15 protein-coding genes are annotated in these 17,888 nt (G+C 49.8%); 9 read left to right on the forward strand and 6 right to left on the reverse strand.

The features are described from left to right. Nucleotides 1-37 precede the first annotated feature (37 nt). The 4 genes from NYE45_RS28420 to gntK all read left to right on the forward strand — a co-directional run bounded on the left by NYE45_RS28420 (nucleotide 38) and on the right by gntK (nucleotide 4,943). Complete coding sequence (locus NYE45_RS28420) at nucleotides 38-1,273, forward strand: extracellular solute-binding protein (protein ID WP_340017451.1); 1,236 nt, start codon at nucleotides 38-40, stop codon at nucleotides 1,271-1,273. Between the two features lie 116 nt (nucleotides 1,274-1,389). After that, nucleotides 1,390-2,268 carry a sugar ABC transporter permease gene (locus NYE45_RS28425; RefSeq protein ID WP_139331977.1) on the forward strand — a complete coding sequence of 293 codons (879 nt, stop codon included), beginning with the start codon at nucleotides 1,390-1,392 and terminating at the stop codon, nucleotides 2,266-2,268. A 20-nt stretch (nucleotides 2,269-2,288) separates the two neighbouring features. Then, on the forward strand, nucleotides 2,289-3,116 hold the full coding sequence (locus NYE45_RS28430) for a carbohydrate ABC transporter permease (protein WP_036612996.1): 828 nt from the start codon (nucleotides 2,289-2,291) through the stop codon (nucleotides 3,114-3,116). Nucleotides 3,117-3,392: 276 nt separating this feature from the next. Then, complete coding sequence (gntK, locus tag NYE45_RS28435; RefSeq protein WP_340014851.1) at nucleotides 3,393-4,943, forward strand: gluconokinase; 1,551 nt, start codon at nucleotides 3,393-3,395, stop codon at nucleotides 4,941-4,943. A 366-nt stretch (nucleotides 4,944-5,309) separates the two neighbouring features. On the opposite strand, the gene NYE45_RS28440 is transcribed toward gntK, so the two are convergent. Both NYE45_RS28440 and NYE45_RS28445 read right to left on the reverse strand, forming a co-directional pair. Beyond that, nucleotides 5,310-5,831: a hypothetical protein gene (locus NYE45_RS28440; RefSeq protein WP_340014852.1), complete on the reverse strand. Its 522-nt coding sequence runs from the start codon at nucleotides 5,829-5,831 to the stop codon at nucleotides 5,310-5,312. Nucleotides 5,832-6,015: 184 nt separating this feature from the next. After that, a complete protein-coding gene (locus tag NYE45_RS28445; protein ID WP_340014853.1) occupies nucleotides 6,016-6,405 on the reverse strand; it encodes a nuclear transport factor 2 family protein in 390 nt (129 codons plus the stop codon). 163 nt (nucleotides 6,406-6,568) lie between these two features. Here NYE45_RS28445 and NYE45_RS28450 point away from each other — a divergent pair, with 163 nt between their 5' ends. The 3 genes from NYE45_RS28450 (at nucleotide 6,569) to NYE45_RS28460 (ending at nucleotide 8,849) form a co-directional block, all read left to right on the forward strand. Then, complete coding sequence (locus NYE45_RS28450) at nucleotides 6,569-6,886, forward strand: metalloregulator ArsR/SmtB family transcription factor (RefSeq protein ID WP_289390597.1); 318 nt, start codon at nucleotides 6,569-6,571, stop codon at nucleotides 6,884-6,886. 69 nt (nucleotides 6,887-6,955) lie between these two features. Next, nucleotides 6,956-7,771, forward strand: a complete 816-nt coding sequence (locus NYE45_RS28455) for a hypothetical protein (protein WP_340014854.1) — start codon at nucleotides 6,956-6,958, stop codon at nucleotides 7,769-7,771. 118 nt (nucleotides 7,772-7,889) lie between these two features. Next, the gene (locus NYE45_RS28460) at nucleotides 7,890-8,849 is read left to right on the forward strand and encodes an MraY family glycosyltransferase (RefSeq protein WP_062836785.1); all 960 of its coding nucleotides are present in this window, start codon (nucleotides 7,890-7,892) and stop codon (nucleotides 8,847-8,849) included. 110 nt (nucleotides 8,850-8,959) lie between these two features. Here the strand turns inward: NYE45_RS28460 and cydC are convergent, their stop codons facing one another. From cydC to NYE45_RS28480, 4 genes are read right to left on the reverse strand one after another with little or no spacing between them, the layout of a single operon-like run. Beyond that, entirely contained in the window at nucleotides 8,960-10,897 is a 1,938-nt protein-coding gene (gene cydC, locus NYE45_RS28465; protein ID WP_340014855.1) for a thiol reductant ABC exporter subunit CydC, read from the reverse strand. Nucleotide 10,898: 1 nt separating this feature from the next. Continuing rightward, entirely contained in the window at nucleotides 10,899-12,800 is a 1,902-nt protein-coding gene (cydD, locus tag NYE45_RS28470) for a thiol reductant ABC exporter subunit CydD (RefSeq protein WP_340014856.1), read from the reverse strand. A 1-nt stretch (nucleotide 12,801) separates the two neighbouring features. Continuing rightward, nucleotides 12,802-13,857 (reverse strand): cytochrome d ubiquinol oxidase subunit II, encoded by a 1,056-nt coding sequence (gene cydB, locus NYE45_RS28475; protein ID WP_340014857.1) that lies wholly within the window; start codon nucleotides 13,855-13,857, stop codon nucleotides 12,802-12,804. Further along, complete coding sequence (locus NYE45_RS28480) at nucleotides 13,802-15,217, reverse strand: cytochrome ubiquinol oxidase subunit I (protein ID WP_340014858.1); 1,416 nt, start codon at nucleotides 15,215-15,217, stop codon at nucleotides 13,802-13,804. The genes cydB and NYE45_RS28480 overlap by 56 nt, the downstream gene beginning before the upstream one ends. Before the next feature lie 383 nt (nucleotides 15,218-15,600). Between NYE45_RS28480 and NYE45_RS28485 the strand changes: the two genes are divergently transcribed. Both NYE45_RS28485 and NYE45_RS28490 read left to right on the forward strand, forming a co-directional pair. After that, nucleotides 15,601-16,893 carry a hypothetical protein gene (locus NYE45_RS28485; RefSeq protein ID WP_340014859.1) on the forward strand — a complete coding sequence of 431 codons (1,293 nt, stop codon included), beginning with the start codon at nucleotides 15,601-15,603 and terminating at the stop codon, nucleotides 16,891-16,893. Continuing rightward, nucleotides 16,893-17,888, forward strand: coding sequence for a glycosyltransferase (locus NYE45_RS28490; protein WP_340014860.1), 996 nt, complete (start codon nucleotides 16,893-16,895; stop codon nucleotides 17,886-17,888). The genes NYE45_RS28485 and NYE45_RS28490 overlap by 1 nt, the downstream gene beginning before the upstream one ends.

Genomic DNA, 17,888 nt, shown 5'->3' on the forward strand with positions numbered 1-17,888 from the left:
GATCCGCCGGAAAAGAACTTGCTGGACAGCCATACTGATGGTCTGCGTCCTGCTCATAAGCGGATGCTCCATCTGGCCCGGACAGGACGATTCAGCGAACAACAAAAAGGTAACGCTTACATTATGGTACTGGAACCGTTCCATCGATGATAAGTTGATTGCCAGGGCTAAGGAAAAGTTCCCCAACATTGAACTGACAGCTCAGAAAATCGGCGGTGATTTCAAGGCAAAGCTCAAAACAACACTCGCTGCACGCTCAGGTGAACCAGACATTGTGGCATTGAACGACTGGATCATGGAGCTATTCCCCAGTGAGGACCGTTTCTATAATCTGTATGACCTCGGTGCAGGCGATATTGAAGACCAGTATCTGCCGTGGAAATGGAAGCAAGGCGTTACGCCAAGTGGACAGATGATCGGGTTCCCGATGGATACAGGACCGACAGCTCTCTTCTATCGTGAAGATATCTTCAAGGAGGCAGGATTGCCATCTGATCCCGATGACGTTACACGTCAGATTAACAGCTGGGATGCATATGCCGCTGCCGGAGAACAGATCAAGGATAAATTCGGAGGCAAGGTATTTCTGACCGATAACATTGGAAGCGTTTACAACCAAGTGTTGTCGCAAGGAGCTGAACGTTATTTCCGTCCAGATGGTTCATTCATCGGCATGGATTCTGCTCTGGTGCGAACAAGCTGGGATACATCCATAGCTTTCAACGAGAAGGGACTGCTTGCCAATGCAGACGGCTGGACTCCAGGCTGGAACGCAGCGATGAATAATGGTGAGATTGCCTCATTCGTGGGCGCTGTTTGGATGAAGCAAGTGCTTCAGGAAGCCGCTCCGGATACATCGGGGAAATGGCGGGTTGCTCGGGCACCAGGGGGAGATGGCAATAACGGAGGATCATTCCTGTCCATCCTGAAGTCGAGTGAGCATCCTCAGGAAGCCTTTGAACTGGTTCGCTGGCTGCAAAGTCCCGAGAATCAGTTGGAGCAATATCAGACATTGAACCTGTTCCCTTCTGCACCAGGTGTGTTTGATGACCCTGCCATGAAAGAAGAAGAACCTTTCTTCGGCGGACAGGCGACAGGTCCTGTATTTGCCGAATCGGCACAGCAAGTGCCGGATGCTTTTTTTGGCGAAAGATACCCATCCGTACACAACATTATCACCCGGCGGCTGAATGATGTGGCAAAGCAAAATGCCGATCCGCAGCAGGTCTGGACAGATACAGTACACCGCGTCGAGCGGGAATTGCAGCGTTAATCTGAAGAACGTGTGGTTTCGTTATCCGCAAAGGAGGAATTCATATGGCTGTAACTGAACCTCGTCTTACTCCCGATCCCGGTAATACAAGACCTGATCTGGATCGGCAGAAGTCACTGTGGGCCAGAATGTGGGAGCACCGTGCACTCTATGTTGCGATATCGCCGTTTTATATTCTGTTTGCGGTGTTTGGCCTGTTCCCGATCGGGTTCTCACTTTATCTGGCTTTTCATAAGTGGGATGGCATTGGTGTCATGACGTACAACGGACTTAACAATTTTAAATACATGCTGACCGATGCCGAGTTCTGGCAAGCTGTGGGTAACACGTTCATGATCTGGATCTATTCGACGATTCCGATGCTCTTCTTCGCCCTGATTATTGCCTTTCTGCTGCATGCACCCTTTGTGAAGTTCCGTACTCTATTCCGGGTCGGTTATTTCCTGCCGAACGTCACATCCATTGTGGCGGTAGCCATTATCTTCGGTGCTTTATTTGCCAACAATTATGGCTTTCTCAATTATCTGTTGCAGTCGGTCGGGCTACCGGTTGTGGAGTGGCTTAATGCACCATGGGGCATCAAAGTCGCGATTTCCTCCATGGTGGTCTGGCGCTGGACCGGATATAACGCCGTCATCTATCTGGCCGGACTTCAGAGTATCCCGCAGACGTTATACGAAGCAGCCAAGATTGACGGCGCATCAGCGATACAGTCCTTTTTCCGAATTACGATTCCAATGCTGCGCCCAGTGATCCTGTTTACAGTCATTACATCAACGATCGGCGGTATGCAGCTGTTCACCGAGCCACAAGTATTGGTAGGTAATGATGGTGGCGCAGGTGCAGCAGGCATGACGATTGTATTGTACCTCTACCGTGAATCCTTTATTAACAATTACTTCGGATATGGCGCTGCCGTTGGTTGGGGCATGTTCCTCATTATCGCCCTGTTCTCGATTGTGAACTGGAAGCTTGTTCAAGGCAAATCATCCTGATGTGATAAGGGGGAGCGCACATGGCGACCAAACACCTCAAATCGCTGGTGTTGTATACCGGTCTTATCGGGGGCATGCTCATATCCATGTTCCCGTTCTATTGGCTGATTGTAATGTCCACCCGGACAACGTCCGATATCTACAAGTTCCCACCCCAGCTCTGGTTTGGCGGTGAACTATGGAATAATATCACGCGGGTGTTGCAGCAGATTGATTTCTGGGGCGCTTTTCTGAATACGTTGTTTGTGTCGGGCTTAGTCACGATCCTGGTGCTGTTTTTTGACTCACTGGCGGGGTTTGCGTTTGCGAAGTTTGAATTTCCCGGCAAAAAGTGGCTCTTCATCCTGCTGCTCGCGACCATGATGGTACCTTCCCAGCTCTCGCTGGTGCCTTCCTTCGTGCTCATGGCCACGTTCGGCTGGGTCGGTTCCTTCAAAGCCCTCATCATACCGGGCATGGTAAACGCCTTCGGCATTTTCTGGATTCGCCAGTATGCAACAGAGTCGATTCCGAACGATCTACTGGATGCGGGCCGGATCGACGGCTGTAATTTCTTCCGACTTTATTGGAACGTGGCGTTGCCAATTTTGCGACCTGCCTTTGCTTTCCTCGGCGCGTTCACCTTTATCGGCGTATGGAATGATTATCTGTGGCCTTTGATCGTCCTGACGGATGAACGTAAATACACGTTGCAGATTGCGTTGTCTCAATTAAACGGACTGTATAACACAGACTATGCCATGGTCATCGCAGGCACGTTGCTTGCCGTCATCCCACTCATCGTGATGTTCCTGTTCATCAGCCGTCAGTTCATCTCGGATATTGCCGCAGGGGCGGTGAAGGATTAAGATTGTGGCATTTTGATCCATCCCTCAAGTCTGATATTCTTATCTATAGATGAAATAACAGATGCCATATAAGTTGGATGAATAGTGCCACGTGTGCGGAGGGGACAGAAAGGGCCTGAAGAAATGGAATGTTCGCATTTATAACCAAATTTCTCCCTTGAAGAGGGGATCAAAGAAATTTGGGGATAACGGCGATCGGAAGGCTTTCTGTACCCGAAGTGTTAACGTGTAACAGCATTCATTTCACTTATATATTCAAGAAAGAGGGATGACAAAATGGCTTCTTCACCCTATATGATCGGCGTAGATATCGGCACGACCTCCACCAAGGCCGTCTTGTTCGAACAGAACGGAACCATTGTGGCTCAAGGCAGTGCCGATTATCCGCTGCACACCCCCACACCTGCGATTGCGGAGCAGGATGCGGAAGATATTTTCAAAGCAGTCATCGAATCCGTTAAACAGGCCACTTCCAAAGCGGGAGTGAAGCCAGAGGATATCCTGTTTGTATCCTTCAGTTCGGCCATGCACAGCATTCTGCCAGTCGATCAACACGGCAAACCCCTGATGCGGGCCATGACATGGGCAGATAATCGCAGTGCTGAGTGGACCGAAGCACTCAAATCCGAGATGAATGGTCACGAAATCTATCTGAGAACAGGTACACCGATTCATCCGATGTCCCCACTCACCAAGATCATGTGGCTCACTCGCGATCAACCGGAACTGTTCCAACAGACGCACAAATTCATATCCATGAAAGAATATGTTTTCTATAAATTATTCTCTGAATACGTCATCGACCACTCGATGGCCTCAGCGACCGGACTCATGAATCTGGAAAAACTCGACTGGGATGCAGAAGCGCTCCATGTGGCGGGCATTACCCCGGAACATCTGTCCCGATTGGTACCGACCACACATGTGCTGAAACAGGGGTTGCACCCGGAGTACGCCAAGGAGATGGGCATTGCGGTCACCACACCGTTTGTCATCGGTGCCAGTGATGGCGTGCTCTCCAATCTGGGCGTGAACGCCATTGATCCAGGCGTCGTGGCGGTGACCATTGGTACCAGTGGAGCGATTCGTACGGTGGTGGACAAACCGGTGACCGATCCAAAAGGACGCTTCTTCTGTTATGCGCTCACGGAGGATGCCTGGGTCATTGGCGGACCAGTGAACAATGGTGGTGTTATTTTCCGCTGGATTCGGGACGAGTTTGCAGCTTCCGAGGTAGAGACCGCGAAACGACTTGGTATCGATCCGTATGAAGTGCTCACTCGTGTCGCGGAAAATGTACCACCGGGTTCGGAAGGTCTCTTGTTCCATCCATATATGACAGGTGAGCGGGCTCCGCTCTGGAATCCCAATGCACGCGGTTCGTTCTTCGGCCTGACGCTGCATCATAAGAAGGAACATATGATTCGCGCTGCGCTCGAAGGTGTATTGTTCAACCTGTATACGGTTATGTTAGCGATTGAAGAAAAAATCGGTCGTCCGAAGAAAATTCAGGCAACAGGCGGCTTCGCCCGCTCGGAGTTGTGGCGGCAGATGATGGCCGATATTTTTGATCAGGATGTCATCATCCCCGAAAGTATCGAAAGCTCCTGCCTCGGCGCAGCCGTACTGGGCTTATACGCCCTTGGCCGCATCGATTCCCTGAGTGCCGTCTCCGGCATGATCGGATCAACGCATCGGCACCAGCCTGATCCAAATAGTGTCCGCGTCTACCGGGAGCTGCTGCCGATCTTCATCCGCATCTCCCGTAAGTTTGAAGAGGAGTATGCGGATATCGCCGCTTTTCAGAACAAGACGATGCAAGGATAGGACTGGCATGGAATAGCTAACGAATCGTAGACGTCTTATTTGAGGTATATAGCGTGTTTTCAAAATCTAACGAATCTGAGCCACCTTATATCGGCTTATATGGGTAAAAACCTGCACAAGAACTGAACATGCAGCCTATTAACGTGTCTGTGGTTCGTTAGAAAATTACTTTTGCCAAATACCCTCCAATAGCGTGTGTACAGTTCGTTAGAATTAATACGAGTTGCCGTAAGTTAAAGAGACCTACCCCTTCATGGTTACGTCCATGGGGGAATGGCCTCCTTTTTTTATGTTTATGTACACATCATATATGAACTCTATTTAGAATGGACCAAATTTATCTTTCAGCATTCTTGGAGCTTCCCTTTATGTTCTATTAAAGTATCCAGGGGCCGCCACAGCAATCGTCCTAAAATAGAAAAATCTCTTTTCCAGTTCCTGATTCTCTGGCGTAAACTCGGTCAGAAACTCAACTGAATTCAACATTTCTTCGGTCATCACGCTAGGTCTCCACAAAGCCAATTGGATGTCTTTGAAAATAAAAGAAAATCCCAACTCCGCATCGATGTCTCGCATATATGGTGTCTTACTATCTATTAGCTTAACGAGATCATCAGCCTTTGTTCGAAAAACATCAATTTTATCATATGTAAGGACAACATCAGATTCATCAGGTGGATAATCATGTGGATTACTTACTTCAATCAAATAGAGTTTATGTTCCGAATCATACTCCAATTGGTTATAGAGCTGACTAATCTCCGGGGTGATGCGCTCAATGATCCCTTCTACCTCTGATTTACTCATTCCCAATTTAAATGGTCCAATGCCGACCATGGGTGTGACTTCAATAGGTTCCATGACGTTTCTGTTTCCAACTTCGTTCATATAGTTCACTCCTTTTCATGTTCACCAAATATCACAATATAACTTACAGACCTATCTTCTAATCCTACCCTAAAAAGAATGATTGAGCATATGAACATAACAAAACCCCACAGCATGGAAAACTGTGGAGTTAAAATGTGGCTATCTTTTTATTGATTCAGATTTCTGGCTTTTCATTCATAAATTACTGATTATACTTGCTGAACGCATTTTGGTCGGCCTGCACGTTCTCCAGGTACACAATCTGCCCCGCATCATTCACACGCGCGATATCGATGCCTGCTTTGGCATATACCGTTCCGTCCGCCGCTTGTCCGCACACCGCCCAGTTAGTTTGGTAACTGCCGTCAGGCTGTTGCACCCAACCGTCCCACATATGTTTTACGTCTTTATTGTACTCGTAGAAAGCTTTCATGAAACCGTCGAATCCTGTTCGGCTGGTGCCGTTAAGCACAATCTCTGCGTCCGGTGTAAAAAGGGACAATAAATCCTGCATGGCGCGCTCATCTGTACGTGAAGCATCAAATAAACGGAAATAGTTGTTCAACATCGTAGTGGTACTTGTAGTACTCATTTATATTCCTCCTAGAATAAAAAGCCGCTTTCCAATCTTTCAGTTCGAATATTTTCGAACTAACTGAAAAGAAATGTAACACACTTCTTATACTGCCCGCAAGAGTTAGTTCGAAATTTTTCAAACATTGAAAGAGAAAGCCGAATATGCTAACGTCATACATATGAGAACTCCAACGATACCTATGGCTTCGGAATTGAAGCTGACCACGGTCTGCAATGCATTGGGTGATCCGATTCGCATGAAAATTGCACACTGTCTGGCCAGCTCTGGCGAGAAAAACTGTTCCGCCTTCGAAGTAGACCATATTTCCAAATCCACGTTGTCCCATCACATCAAAATTTTACGTGAAGCTGGCGTGATCCAGCCGCGCATTGAAGGTAAACAGCACTTCTATTCCCTACGAAAGGAAGAACTGAACACACGTTTTCCAGGCCTCGTCGACATGATTCTGAATACAACCGAGGAATACGTTCATTAAAGTAAGCAGGTTATAGATTGAACTACCGCATCATCAGGACTGCAATTCCCATATAAGGAGGCTAACCATATGGACAAAAAAGCGGCAAAGATATTGCTGAGCACCTTCTGGGGAGGTGGTGGTTGGAAAACAACCTCTGTACCCTTTTCTGGAGATGAATTTGAATATGCCAAAAGCAAAGGCGTCATGTTCGATCCACTCACGATCACGCATGACGAGATTGTCCAGCGTCTGTACGACATGCATCAGGATGACTCGTTTAAAGAACGGGTGATCTCGGCCTTTTTACACAGTCTGTCCACCAAAAAAGTCTATCTGCGCAGCGCACTATCCAGCTGGGCTTTAACATCGGAGATGCCTTTGCATACCTATGCGGAACGCCCTGCCCTTCACCCTAATACGAGTGCCTGTGGGGATTGTAACTTCCTGCGTTTGCAGTCAGACAAAGATTATTCCGACGTCGACTTAAACGTCCTGAACTTTGAACGGATCAAGTGGGGCGGGGTTCGTCATGGCTGGTTGCTCTACTGCCTGATGGATCTGGAATTACTGCTTCAGGACAACGAAACAAACTATGAAGTAACCCCGGAAGACCAAGCCATCCTGGTCAACCTGCTTGAAGCAGCTCAGACGGAAGACCCCAAAGACAGCGCGCGTTCACTGGAGAAGAAGTGGAAGGACCTCTTCCCTTCTAGCAAACAGGAGCGGGATGCCATGCTGGAGATCTGGGCGGCAGCCGGCATACTGGTTCCTGGAGATAAACCGAGAAAAGGCAAAGGTGGTTCCGGCGATTTCATCTTTGCAGCAACCTGGCAAGGTGATGATGGATATCATGCAGAAGCCGTAAAACATTATTTCGGCTCCTATCTTCCTCACATGCAATAAAACCTGAACTTTTGCTCACCTTTGCGTGCGTCTGGTTACAATAATGACATCGACAGATTTCCTGTTTAACTCGTATAATAAGGGGAAATTGGTAGATGGGAGTGAAACAAGCGAGTTTATGGTATACATACTGGCTTTTATAGTGTCTTTTGCTGTCGTGGTTCTGCTTATTCCGCCGCTTGGTCGACTGGCTCACCGGCTCGATTTTGTGGACAAGCCTCGGGAAGATGTGGAGCGTAAGCTGCACAGGCAACCGATCCCGCTCACGGCGAGTTACGCGATTTTTACTGGATTTTTCCTGACATACATTGCTCTAACGAAAGAAATCACATGGGAAACGGCGGCTCTGGTCGCTGGTGGTATGCTTCTGCTAACGATTGGTACCGTCGACGACTGGTACAAAACGAAAGGCAAAGATTTTCCTGCCCTGCCCAAAATGCTCGTACAGGTCTCTGCGGCAGTGCTCGTATTCGCTTCGGGTATTGCTTTCACCGGATTCGTGAATCCCTTTAACGCGGAATATGTCATGCTTCCGATCTGGCTGCAATTCATTCTCACGATCCTCTGGATCTTCGGGGTGACAACAGTCATCAATTTCTCGGACGGCATGGACGGACTGGCTGGCGGATTATCGGCCATCTCGGCGATCACCTTGTTCATCGTGGCGCTTGCCAAAGGTCAAACGGATTCCGCACTCATGTCGATCATTCTGGTCGGTGTGACCATCGGTTATCTGAAGTACAACAAAGCTCCTGCCAAAGTGTTCATGGGCGATGCAGGCGCTACGTTCCTTGGTTTCATTCTGGCGGTTATCGCTCTGGATGGTGCATTCAAACAAGCGACTATGTTGTCCATCTTCATTCCAATTTTGGCGCTGGGTGTACCGATCTTCGATAACATCTTTGTCGTGATCAAACGCTTCATTCAAGGTAAAGCGATCTACCAGGCCGATGCGAGTCAAGCCCATTATCGACTGCTGCGTGCCGGATTGAATCATAAACAGGTTGTTGCTGTTCTTTATCTGGTTAGTACCTGCCTGTGTCTGTCTTCCATTATTCTGATGCTGGTGGAGATGTAAATATCCGCAACGAAAGCGGTCATATCGGAATGTAAAAAGAGATGAGTCCAAGATTTTCTTGGCTCGTCTCTTTGTTATGTTTTTATGGTTCGGCGCTCACAGACTCCCACTTATCTGGAAGCTACCGGTGGCAACGGTTGCGCCTGTTGCTGCCGACCTGTCCACCCCGGCCGATCGAGTTCAATGAGACGGCGGTATCGCTCTTCCCCAGCCAGCAATTGTTCGTGAGAACCCTGCATGGCAATCTCTCCATTTTCCATAAAAATAAGTTCGTCCATCTGTTCCGCACCAATCAGGTGATGGGTCACCCAGATCATGGTCTTGCCTTGCAAGCTATTAAGAATGGTCCGCATCAACTCGCGTTCCGTCACCGGATCAAGTCCGACCGTCGGTTCATCGAATATCACAACAGGTGTTTCCCGGAGCAGTACCCGGGCCAGAGCGATCCGCTGCCTTTCCCCACCGGAGAAACGCAAGCCCGTCTCCAGCATCGGCGTATCGTATCCTTGCGGTAAAGATTCGATCAGACCGGATAACCCTACTTGTGCGGCCACCTGACGAATCTCCTCATTCGTTGCATGTGGACGACCAATCCTCAAATTATTCGCTACCGTGGTATCGAACAGGTGTGGACTCTGATTCAGCACCGCGATGACATCAGGTACACTTTCACCCAGAGTCTGCACAGGCATATTATTGATTAGAACCTTCCCCGTAGACGGAAGCAATGCCCCCTGAATCAGTTTCAACAAGGTCGATTTTCCGCCGCCGCTTCGTCCAAGGATGGCCAGACGTTTGCCTTGCGGCAGATGAAGGGATACATTCTGTACGGCATAAGTATCATCAGATGCATAGCGGTAACTAACGTGATTGATCTCGATGTCTGCTCTGAGTTTGGGCGGAATGCGAAGACGAATTCGTCTGTCCGGGATATCATTCGCAGATGGTACGGACTCAGGTGGCTGTCCAGCCGATACGTTGCCGTTTTTTAATACAGAGATAAAGTCGCCCGTTCCGTCAACATCATCCGCTCCACTCTGCACCGGAAGATGCTCTTTCCCTTCCAGCTGTTTCAAGCGGTCCAGCGATTCCCGATACTGTGGAAGATGCTCCACAGCATCCCCTACAGGCAGAAGAGTTTCCGTGAGCGGAAACAACACCAGCACAAAAGCAGCAATCATCACGGCAGGCAATTGTCCGATAGAAGCGGCGTTTCCGGCCCAACACGTAACCGATGCCACCAACAGACCAATGACACACTGGGCCATCAGATCACGCCAGCGTGTCCAGCGCCGCAACTTGCGACGAACCGCGTCGATCTGTCCTTCCGCCTCTTCCTGCTGCTGAACAAACTCAGCGGCTCGTCCACTTGCAAGCCAATCTCCCAGCCCAAGCACACCGTCGGTCAGTCGGGTGTACAACGTGCTGTTTTCCTTTTTCAGTCGTACACGCCATTTCCACGTCACTTTCAGCGAGATCGCAGGTAACACGGCAACGAGAAATAACATATACAAGCCCATCCACAGCGCAAATCCCAGATCCACACTGGCAAAGGCAATCACAGCTCCACCGTACATCACGAGTGCGGTAACGGCAGGGAAGACTGTACGCAGATAAATATCCTGCAACCGCTCCACATCATCGGCGAGTGCTCCGAGCACATCTCCGGTCTGCATGCGAGAACGCAGGAACAGGGCCTGCGGCTCCAGAATGCGATATAATTTCACCCGTTGATCGGCCAATACCCGCAGTACGGCATCATGTCCTGCCAATCGCTCGATATATCGAAACACGGCGCGGAATATCCCAAATGCACGTACCCCAACAATAGGTACATACACCATCAAAATATTTTCAGGACGCAGCGCAGACTTGGAGATCAGAAATCCGGAGGTGAACAGCAGCAGTACCGCACACAAGGCAGCGCATGTACCCAGCGCAATGACTGCAATGAATCTCCAGCGATACTGTGCCACATACGGAGCAATCCAGCTATTTTTTTCTTTTCCGTTACGGACGGTCTCCATATGTTCATATCCGGACTTCATTTTATATCGCCTCCATCTGGGCCTGAATCATCTGATAATATACGCCTTGTCGTGCCAGTAATTCCTGATGTGTTCCCGTCTCTGCCACTGTGCCGCCATCCATGACAATAATCCGATCCATATGCGGCATCCAGTGCAGACGATGGGTAGCCAAAAATACAAGTTTGCCTTCAAACAGCGGCAGCATCGTCTGTTTCAACTCATACTCTGTTTCCACATCCAGATGTGCTGTCGGTTCATCGAGCAGCAGGATGTTCCGTTGACTAAGCAAGGCCCTTGCCAGCGCCACCCGTTGCTCCTGCCCACCACTGAGCTGTCTGCCGCCAGCCCCAATGAGCTCATGCAGCCCACCGGATAATGAGGTCAGAAGCTTGGTTAATCCAGCTGCGCTAATGGCCTTCGCCACTTCCGCATCCGATGCCTCCGGCATGTAGAAACGAACGTTGTCGGCCAGACTTCCACTAAAGATATACGGATGCTGTGGGATAGCTGCCGTCTGTCTTCGCCAGGATTCGAGCATATCCGGTGTAATCGACTGTCCGTTGGCTAATACTTGCCCCGATGTAGGCAACTGGAAACCAGCCAATACATCAATCAACGTGGACTTGCCCGCTCCGCTGGCGCCAATAATACCGATTTTGCCGAGACCTGTAATCTGAAATGTAACATCCTTTAGCGAAGAAGGACCTTCATCATCATGCCGTACCTGTACATCCGTTAGTGCCAATCTGCTATTCTCATTCCAGAAGGACACCGAGGAAAAGGAAGAAGCAAGATCAGGAGTAGTAGAAGCAGCATCAAGATGACCCACAGGCGTTTTATCGTTCAACACCACGCGTATGGTCGAAGTGTCGGTTTTCCTTTTCAAAAATAATGATGATGTAGATTCAGCTTTGTCCTCTGCCGTAACCGGATGCGCAACAACATTTGCATAAGCTTCTTTCTGTTTCTGTTCAGCGGCTTTCCCCCGTTCAATCACCTGATTAATGGCTGCTCCGGCTTCCTTACCGTCCAATGTGGCATGATAATCAGCACCGAGCATACGTACAGGCAGGAAATATTCGGGTGCCAGAATCAGTACCGTCAGTGCAGGTCCGAGCAGCATATGTCCCTCCGTCAGACGTAATCCCAGACCAACCGCCACGGAAGCAACGGACAGCATCGTGAAGAAATCGAGTGCAAACGAAGAGAGAAAGGCCATGCGCAGAGTAGACATCGTCGCCTTCCGATACCGCTGACTGACCCGCAGAATCGACCCTTCGTGTGTTTTGCTCTGTCCCAACGTTTTCAGCGTTTCTAGACCCCGCAGGGTATCGACAAAATGGTTAGCAAGTGCTTTGTAGGATCGGAATTGTCCGTCTATCTTCCGCTGCGCAGCAAGACCAATCAGAATCATGAACACGATCAGGATCGGGAGTGTCAGCATAAGAATAACCCCGGACATCAGATCCAGCTTGAACACATACAGCAAAATAACGAAGGGGGTGAACCCCATGCCCAGCATGCGAGGAATAAATAGTTCCAAATACGTCTTGTATTGAGCTGTCCCCTCACGTGCCAGCGTAACCAGATGGCCTGTGCCCTCTGTCTTGGCATAACGCGGCCCGAGCCTGAACCACTGCTCCACCATCTGTCTGCGCAGATCGGTCCCTGTCTTCTCCGCGTATCGTGAAGTCACGAGTTGTAACCAGAAGGATAGGGCATAGCGGGCGGCAAAAGCAGCCAGGAACAGCAGCAGTACAGGATACTGCTCCGTTACGGATGAACCTTCAAACAATGCCGTGATGGCCTGTGCCAGCCATTTGGCTTGCATAATGATCGTCATCGCCTGTAGCAGCACCAGCGCTGAGGCCAGCGCAAGTACCGGCCGGATGCCCGGCAGCTTCATTAGCCCCCGTCCCATATCAGTACTCCAGGTGGTGCTGCTCGTTGAGACGTTTGCGGAAGATATAATAACTCCAGATCTGATAACCGAGAACAAACGGCAGCAGTGTGCAAGCTACAATGGTCATTACTTTCAATGAATACGCACCAGATGCGGCGTTGTATACGGTCAGGTCATACGCCGCTCCAAAGGAACTCACCATCACTCTTGGGAACAGTCCGATAAAGACCGAGGCAAAGGCAATCGCAATCACTGCCCCTGTCATACCGAAAGCCCAGCCTTCACGCTTCTGACGAACGAAGTAGGCCGCAAGTGCAAGCGAGACTGCTCCAAGTACAACCATAATCCAGAGGGCCCAGCCGCGTACGGCGAACACATCAGTCATCATATACGTCATTAACGTGTAAACAGCGAGCAGTGCAGCCAGCGGCAACATCAATTTTTGCGCTGTATTCAAGGCACGCTCTCGGAGTTCGCCAACTGTTCGTAGTGATGCAAACAACAAGCCATGAACCAGACACAGCAACGTTACGCTTAAGCCACCAATCACGGTGTACGGATTAACGATATCGAAAAATCCTGCGCGCAACTGCATCTCCCCATCAATGGGCAGCCCCTTCATGAACGTGGCAAAGACTACGCCAAACAGGAAAGGCAGGAGCGCGCTGGATACCACAATAATGATATCCCATGTTTTGCGCCAGCGCTGCTGTTTCATTTTACTGCGGAATTCGAAGGCAACCCCGCGACCAATCAAGGCGAGTAACACGACCACAAGCGGTAGGTAGAAACCACTGAACATCGTGGCATACCAGTGCGGGAAGGCAGCAAACATCGCTCCCCCTGCTGTAATCAGCCATACTTCGTTGCCATCCCAGAACGGACCGATCGAGTTGATCAGGGTCCGGCGTTCACGGTCTGTTTTGGCGATAATACCTGTAGACATCCCCACACCAAAATCAAAACCTTCCAAAAAGAAGAACCCGACAAACAATACGGCAATCAGCAAAAACCACAACTCACTTAGTGACAACGGAATAACCTCCATCCACGCCGAACGGGTCGGCCGATTCATCGTGATCTTCCGGCTTCTCGACCGCAAACGGTCCTGCTTTGATCTCACGTACGAACAGGTATACCATCACGATTCCGAGAACCGTATAAGCAGCGGTAAAAGCGATGGTCGAGAACAGGATCATTCCTGCGGATACGTTCGGCGAGACCCCGGCTTCGGTTGTCATATAGCCAAATACTGTCCATGGCTGTCTTCCTACCTCGGTCATAATCCAACCTGACGTATTAGCGATAAACGGCAAAGATATGGCAAATACCATCAGACGCATAAACCATTTTCCAGCGATCTCCAGCTTCTTACGCATAGCCAGAAACGTACCGTACAGAGCCAGCACAATCATCAAACCACCCGCTGCGATCATAATGCGGAAACTCCAGAATGTTGTCCGTACCGGCGGGATGTAGTCCCCCGGTCCATACGTCTGTTCATACTCTGCTTGAAGTTCCTTCATGCCTTTGACACTACCGGAGAACTTGCTGTAGGACAGATAACTGAGCAATCCAGGGATTTTGATCTCACCCGTGTTCTCCTGTTTATCCGGATCGATAAAGGCGACCACCGTCCATGGTGCCGGATCTTCTGTCGTCGTCCATGTGCCCTCACTGGCTGCCATCTTCATCGGCTGCGTCTCCACCAGATATTGCGCCTGGAAATGCCCCGAGAAAGCGACGCCGAATGAGGAAACAAGAGCGATAATGATCGCAATATTAAACGATTTGCGGAAGATCTCCACATCCTGCTTCTTCATCAATTTGTAGGCACTGATCCCGGTTACGACAAATGCCCCTGTCATTAATGCCCCAAAGATTGTATGTGGGAACTCCACGAGAAGCTGACCATTCGTGATGAGTGCAAAGAAATCATTCATCTCGGCTCGGCCGTTGTTAATCTCAAACCCGACAGGATGCTGCATAAATGAATTGGCTGCCAGAATCCACAGCGCGGACAGGAATGTACCAACGAACACCAGCCAGATACAGGCCAGATGCACTTTTTTGGACAAACGATCCCACCCGAATATCCACAATCCAATAAATGTAGACTCCATAAAAAACGCCAATAGGGCTTCAATAGCCAGTGGCGCACCAAACACATCCCCGACAAATCGGGAGTACTCTGACCAGTTCATACCGAACTGAAACTCTTGCAGAATACCTGTGACTACCCCGACGGCAAAGTTAATCAGGAACAGTTTGCCCCAGAACTTGGCCATCGTTTTGTAGATCTCCTTACCCTTAACAACGTACAACGTCTCCATAATCGCAACCAACAGTACAAGACCAATGGATAGCGGCACAAAAAAGAAATGGAAAATCGTTGTAAGTGCATATTGGATACGCGATAACATAATCGGATCCATACCGTTACCCCTTCTTTCTGTTCACTTCGCAGTATGCGTATTTGGCATTGAAGCTGCACCTTCGCTGTCTGTCCACCAAATACGTTGATGAACGTATTGTGCCAGATTACCTATTTTATACATGTGAGAATTATCACAATCTACGTGTTTAGAGCAAAAAAAAGTGATCCTGGTCACACAAAAGATAAAAATCAGCCTATTACCACAGCTTGCCAACTTCATGTATTCATGGAAGATACTCATGTTTGGGACGGAATGCCCATATGTTAGTCTCAGGCATAACATGCGAAGTGCCGTGAGGGCTTTACATATGAAGTGAAAGCATGAAGCACATGCAGAGAGAATGAAGCACCATATTTCAGTCAAGGTGAGGTGAACAATTCATGGAAAATCCTGCACCGCTACCGAATTTAGCCCCCGAAGTCAGCCCGGATGAGGCTACTACGGTACAGCCCCCTGTCCGGTATGTTGTCTTCCCTCGCAAAGGAGGCTGGTCATCCTTTCCCTATCCCGATATTGCTGCGCTGCTGTCGATCGAGGGAGATGTCTACTATGTCAGCAGTCTGACGCAAACAGAGGATGTACCTCCGGTCATCACCGTGATCTCCCTTCCTGAAGCCGAGCAGCTATTACTGGAACCACGAACCGTTGCGGTCGTTACCCATCCCTACTGGCTCATGGCTACAGCTTCGCTGGAGCCGGAGCTATGTATTGTCCTGCTCCCTGAGCCAGCTGGAGATGAAGCAGCCTCTCCTTTATGGGAAAGCAGTATCTCCAAACTGGTCGGTATCGCCGATCTGGTGGGTACCTCCTCCGAAACACGATATATGAAGCTGCTTTTCCAAGGTGTACGCGCTATCTGGCTAGGAGGCGAAGACCCTACACCTGCGGGTGCGATGCAAAAGGATGATCTCGAAGTCCCTCTCCGGGACTACGAACTGTTCTTCCTGCATGCGCTACGACAGATCCTCTCAGGCACTCCGGATAGCGTCACCCTGCTTCAATGCAGTGTACGTGCCGACTTCTACCGGCAGCTCCGAGCCAAAGCAGGTGCCCATGAAACGATATCCTTTTTGCTGGCAGCCTATGAGTACTTGCTTGAAGATCCTCGGGCTATCCATTCACTTCAAGAGGCATTCTCCCATGCGGTCTTGAATGGTCGCAGTGACTGTGTAGTCTCCCACTATAGATTCCTGTCTGCCATCCATGCCCGGGCCGGGAAATTGGAAGACGCCCTGCTGGTGTATGGAATCAGTGCAGGCGACGAACAGGAACGACATCATTATGAACAGCTCTGTCGCTGGCTTGAGGCGGGAGAAGATCAACTTGTACGAGCGGAATTACTGCGTATTAACGATGATTACGGAACCGCCTTGCGTATCCTGGACGAACTTGGCGGAGAAACGGCGAGACATTGGAAATTCCGCATTTATCAGGAGACTGGACGTGTGGAAGAGGCACTGGCTCTTGTTCATGCAGTTGATATTCAGGATGATGCCAGTCGCCGGGACTATCAGCAGTTATCCGGAAGTGCGCTGGCTCTGCGAGGGGAGCGACACGGGGCAGTCCGACATTTTCTCGAAACAGCACTGGAGGATGAAGATGCGCTCGCCCGGATTGTCGAGCTGGAGCTGTTGGATTATGCTGTACAGCAATTGCTTGGGGAGGTGCCATGATGCTGGACCCGAAGAAGCGTAGACAACAGGTGAATGGGCCGATGGTGCACAGGGATATCCGAACCGAAACCACTTACACGCCAACTGAAACAGTCGATCGAACAACACATACAGACGCATTGGAAAATGGTGATCACACCCCGGATCATGCACAACCAACGCAGGACATCCGAAGCCAAGTGCATCACTGGGGCGACACACAAGGTCAGGAAGAACAGAGTGCAGCTATAACACAAGAGGAAACAAGTGTATTCAAAGAGCCCTTCTCCATTCGTCGGGTTCGCAAAAGCAAAGGCAACAAGCTGACCGCCATGCTCCAGGTTCGCAATGAACGTGGCCGATACCTTGAAGAGGTACTGCATGATCTGAGTGAATTCGTGGATGAGATCGTGATTGTGGACGATGCCAGCACAGACGGAACACCGGACATATGCAAAGCCTATTCAAAGGTGGTCCGTCTGGAAGTACTGGAGAAACCGCTGTTCGCCGAGGAATGGCGGCTTCGCAACACCTTATGGCAAGCGGCTGCGGGAACATGTCCCGACTGGTTGCTCTCAGTTGATGCGGATGAGCTGTACAGCTCAGAGGCCAAGAAAGCCATACGCACTCTGATTAATCAGGAGTATGCGGACTGGTTTGCATTTCGTTTCTACGATATGTGGGGTGGCCGGACTCACTATCGGGAAGATGATCTTTGGTGTCTGCATAAACGGCATACCGCTTCACTTGTACGGTATATGCCTGGATATCCTTATTTTTATCCACAACAGAATCATCACGTTCCCCGCCTTCCCTTGTCCTGCACCGTATTGCCCGGGGTTAGCACGGAGCTGAAGGTTCAGCATCTCGGCTGGGCCGGTAGCCTGGAGGATCGGGTTCGTAAATATTTGCGCTACAAACGTATTGATCCTAGTGGTGAATGGGGCAATCTTGCACACTACGAGTCGATTCTCGATCCTGAACCTCGGCTGGTTCCTTGGAAGGAGGGACAGTGA

Origin of the sequence: Paenibacillus sp. FSL K6-1318, from assembly GCF_037976905.1 — a bacterium.
In the GTDB taxonomy this organism is placed as follows: domain Bacteria; phylum Bacillota; class Bacilli; order Paenibacillales; family Paenibacillaceae; genus Paenibacillus; species Paenibacillus amylolyticus_A.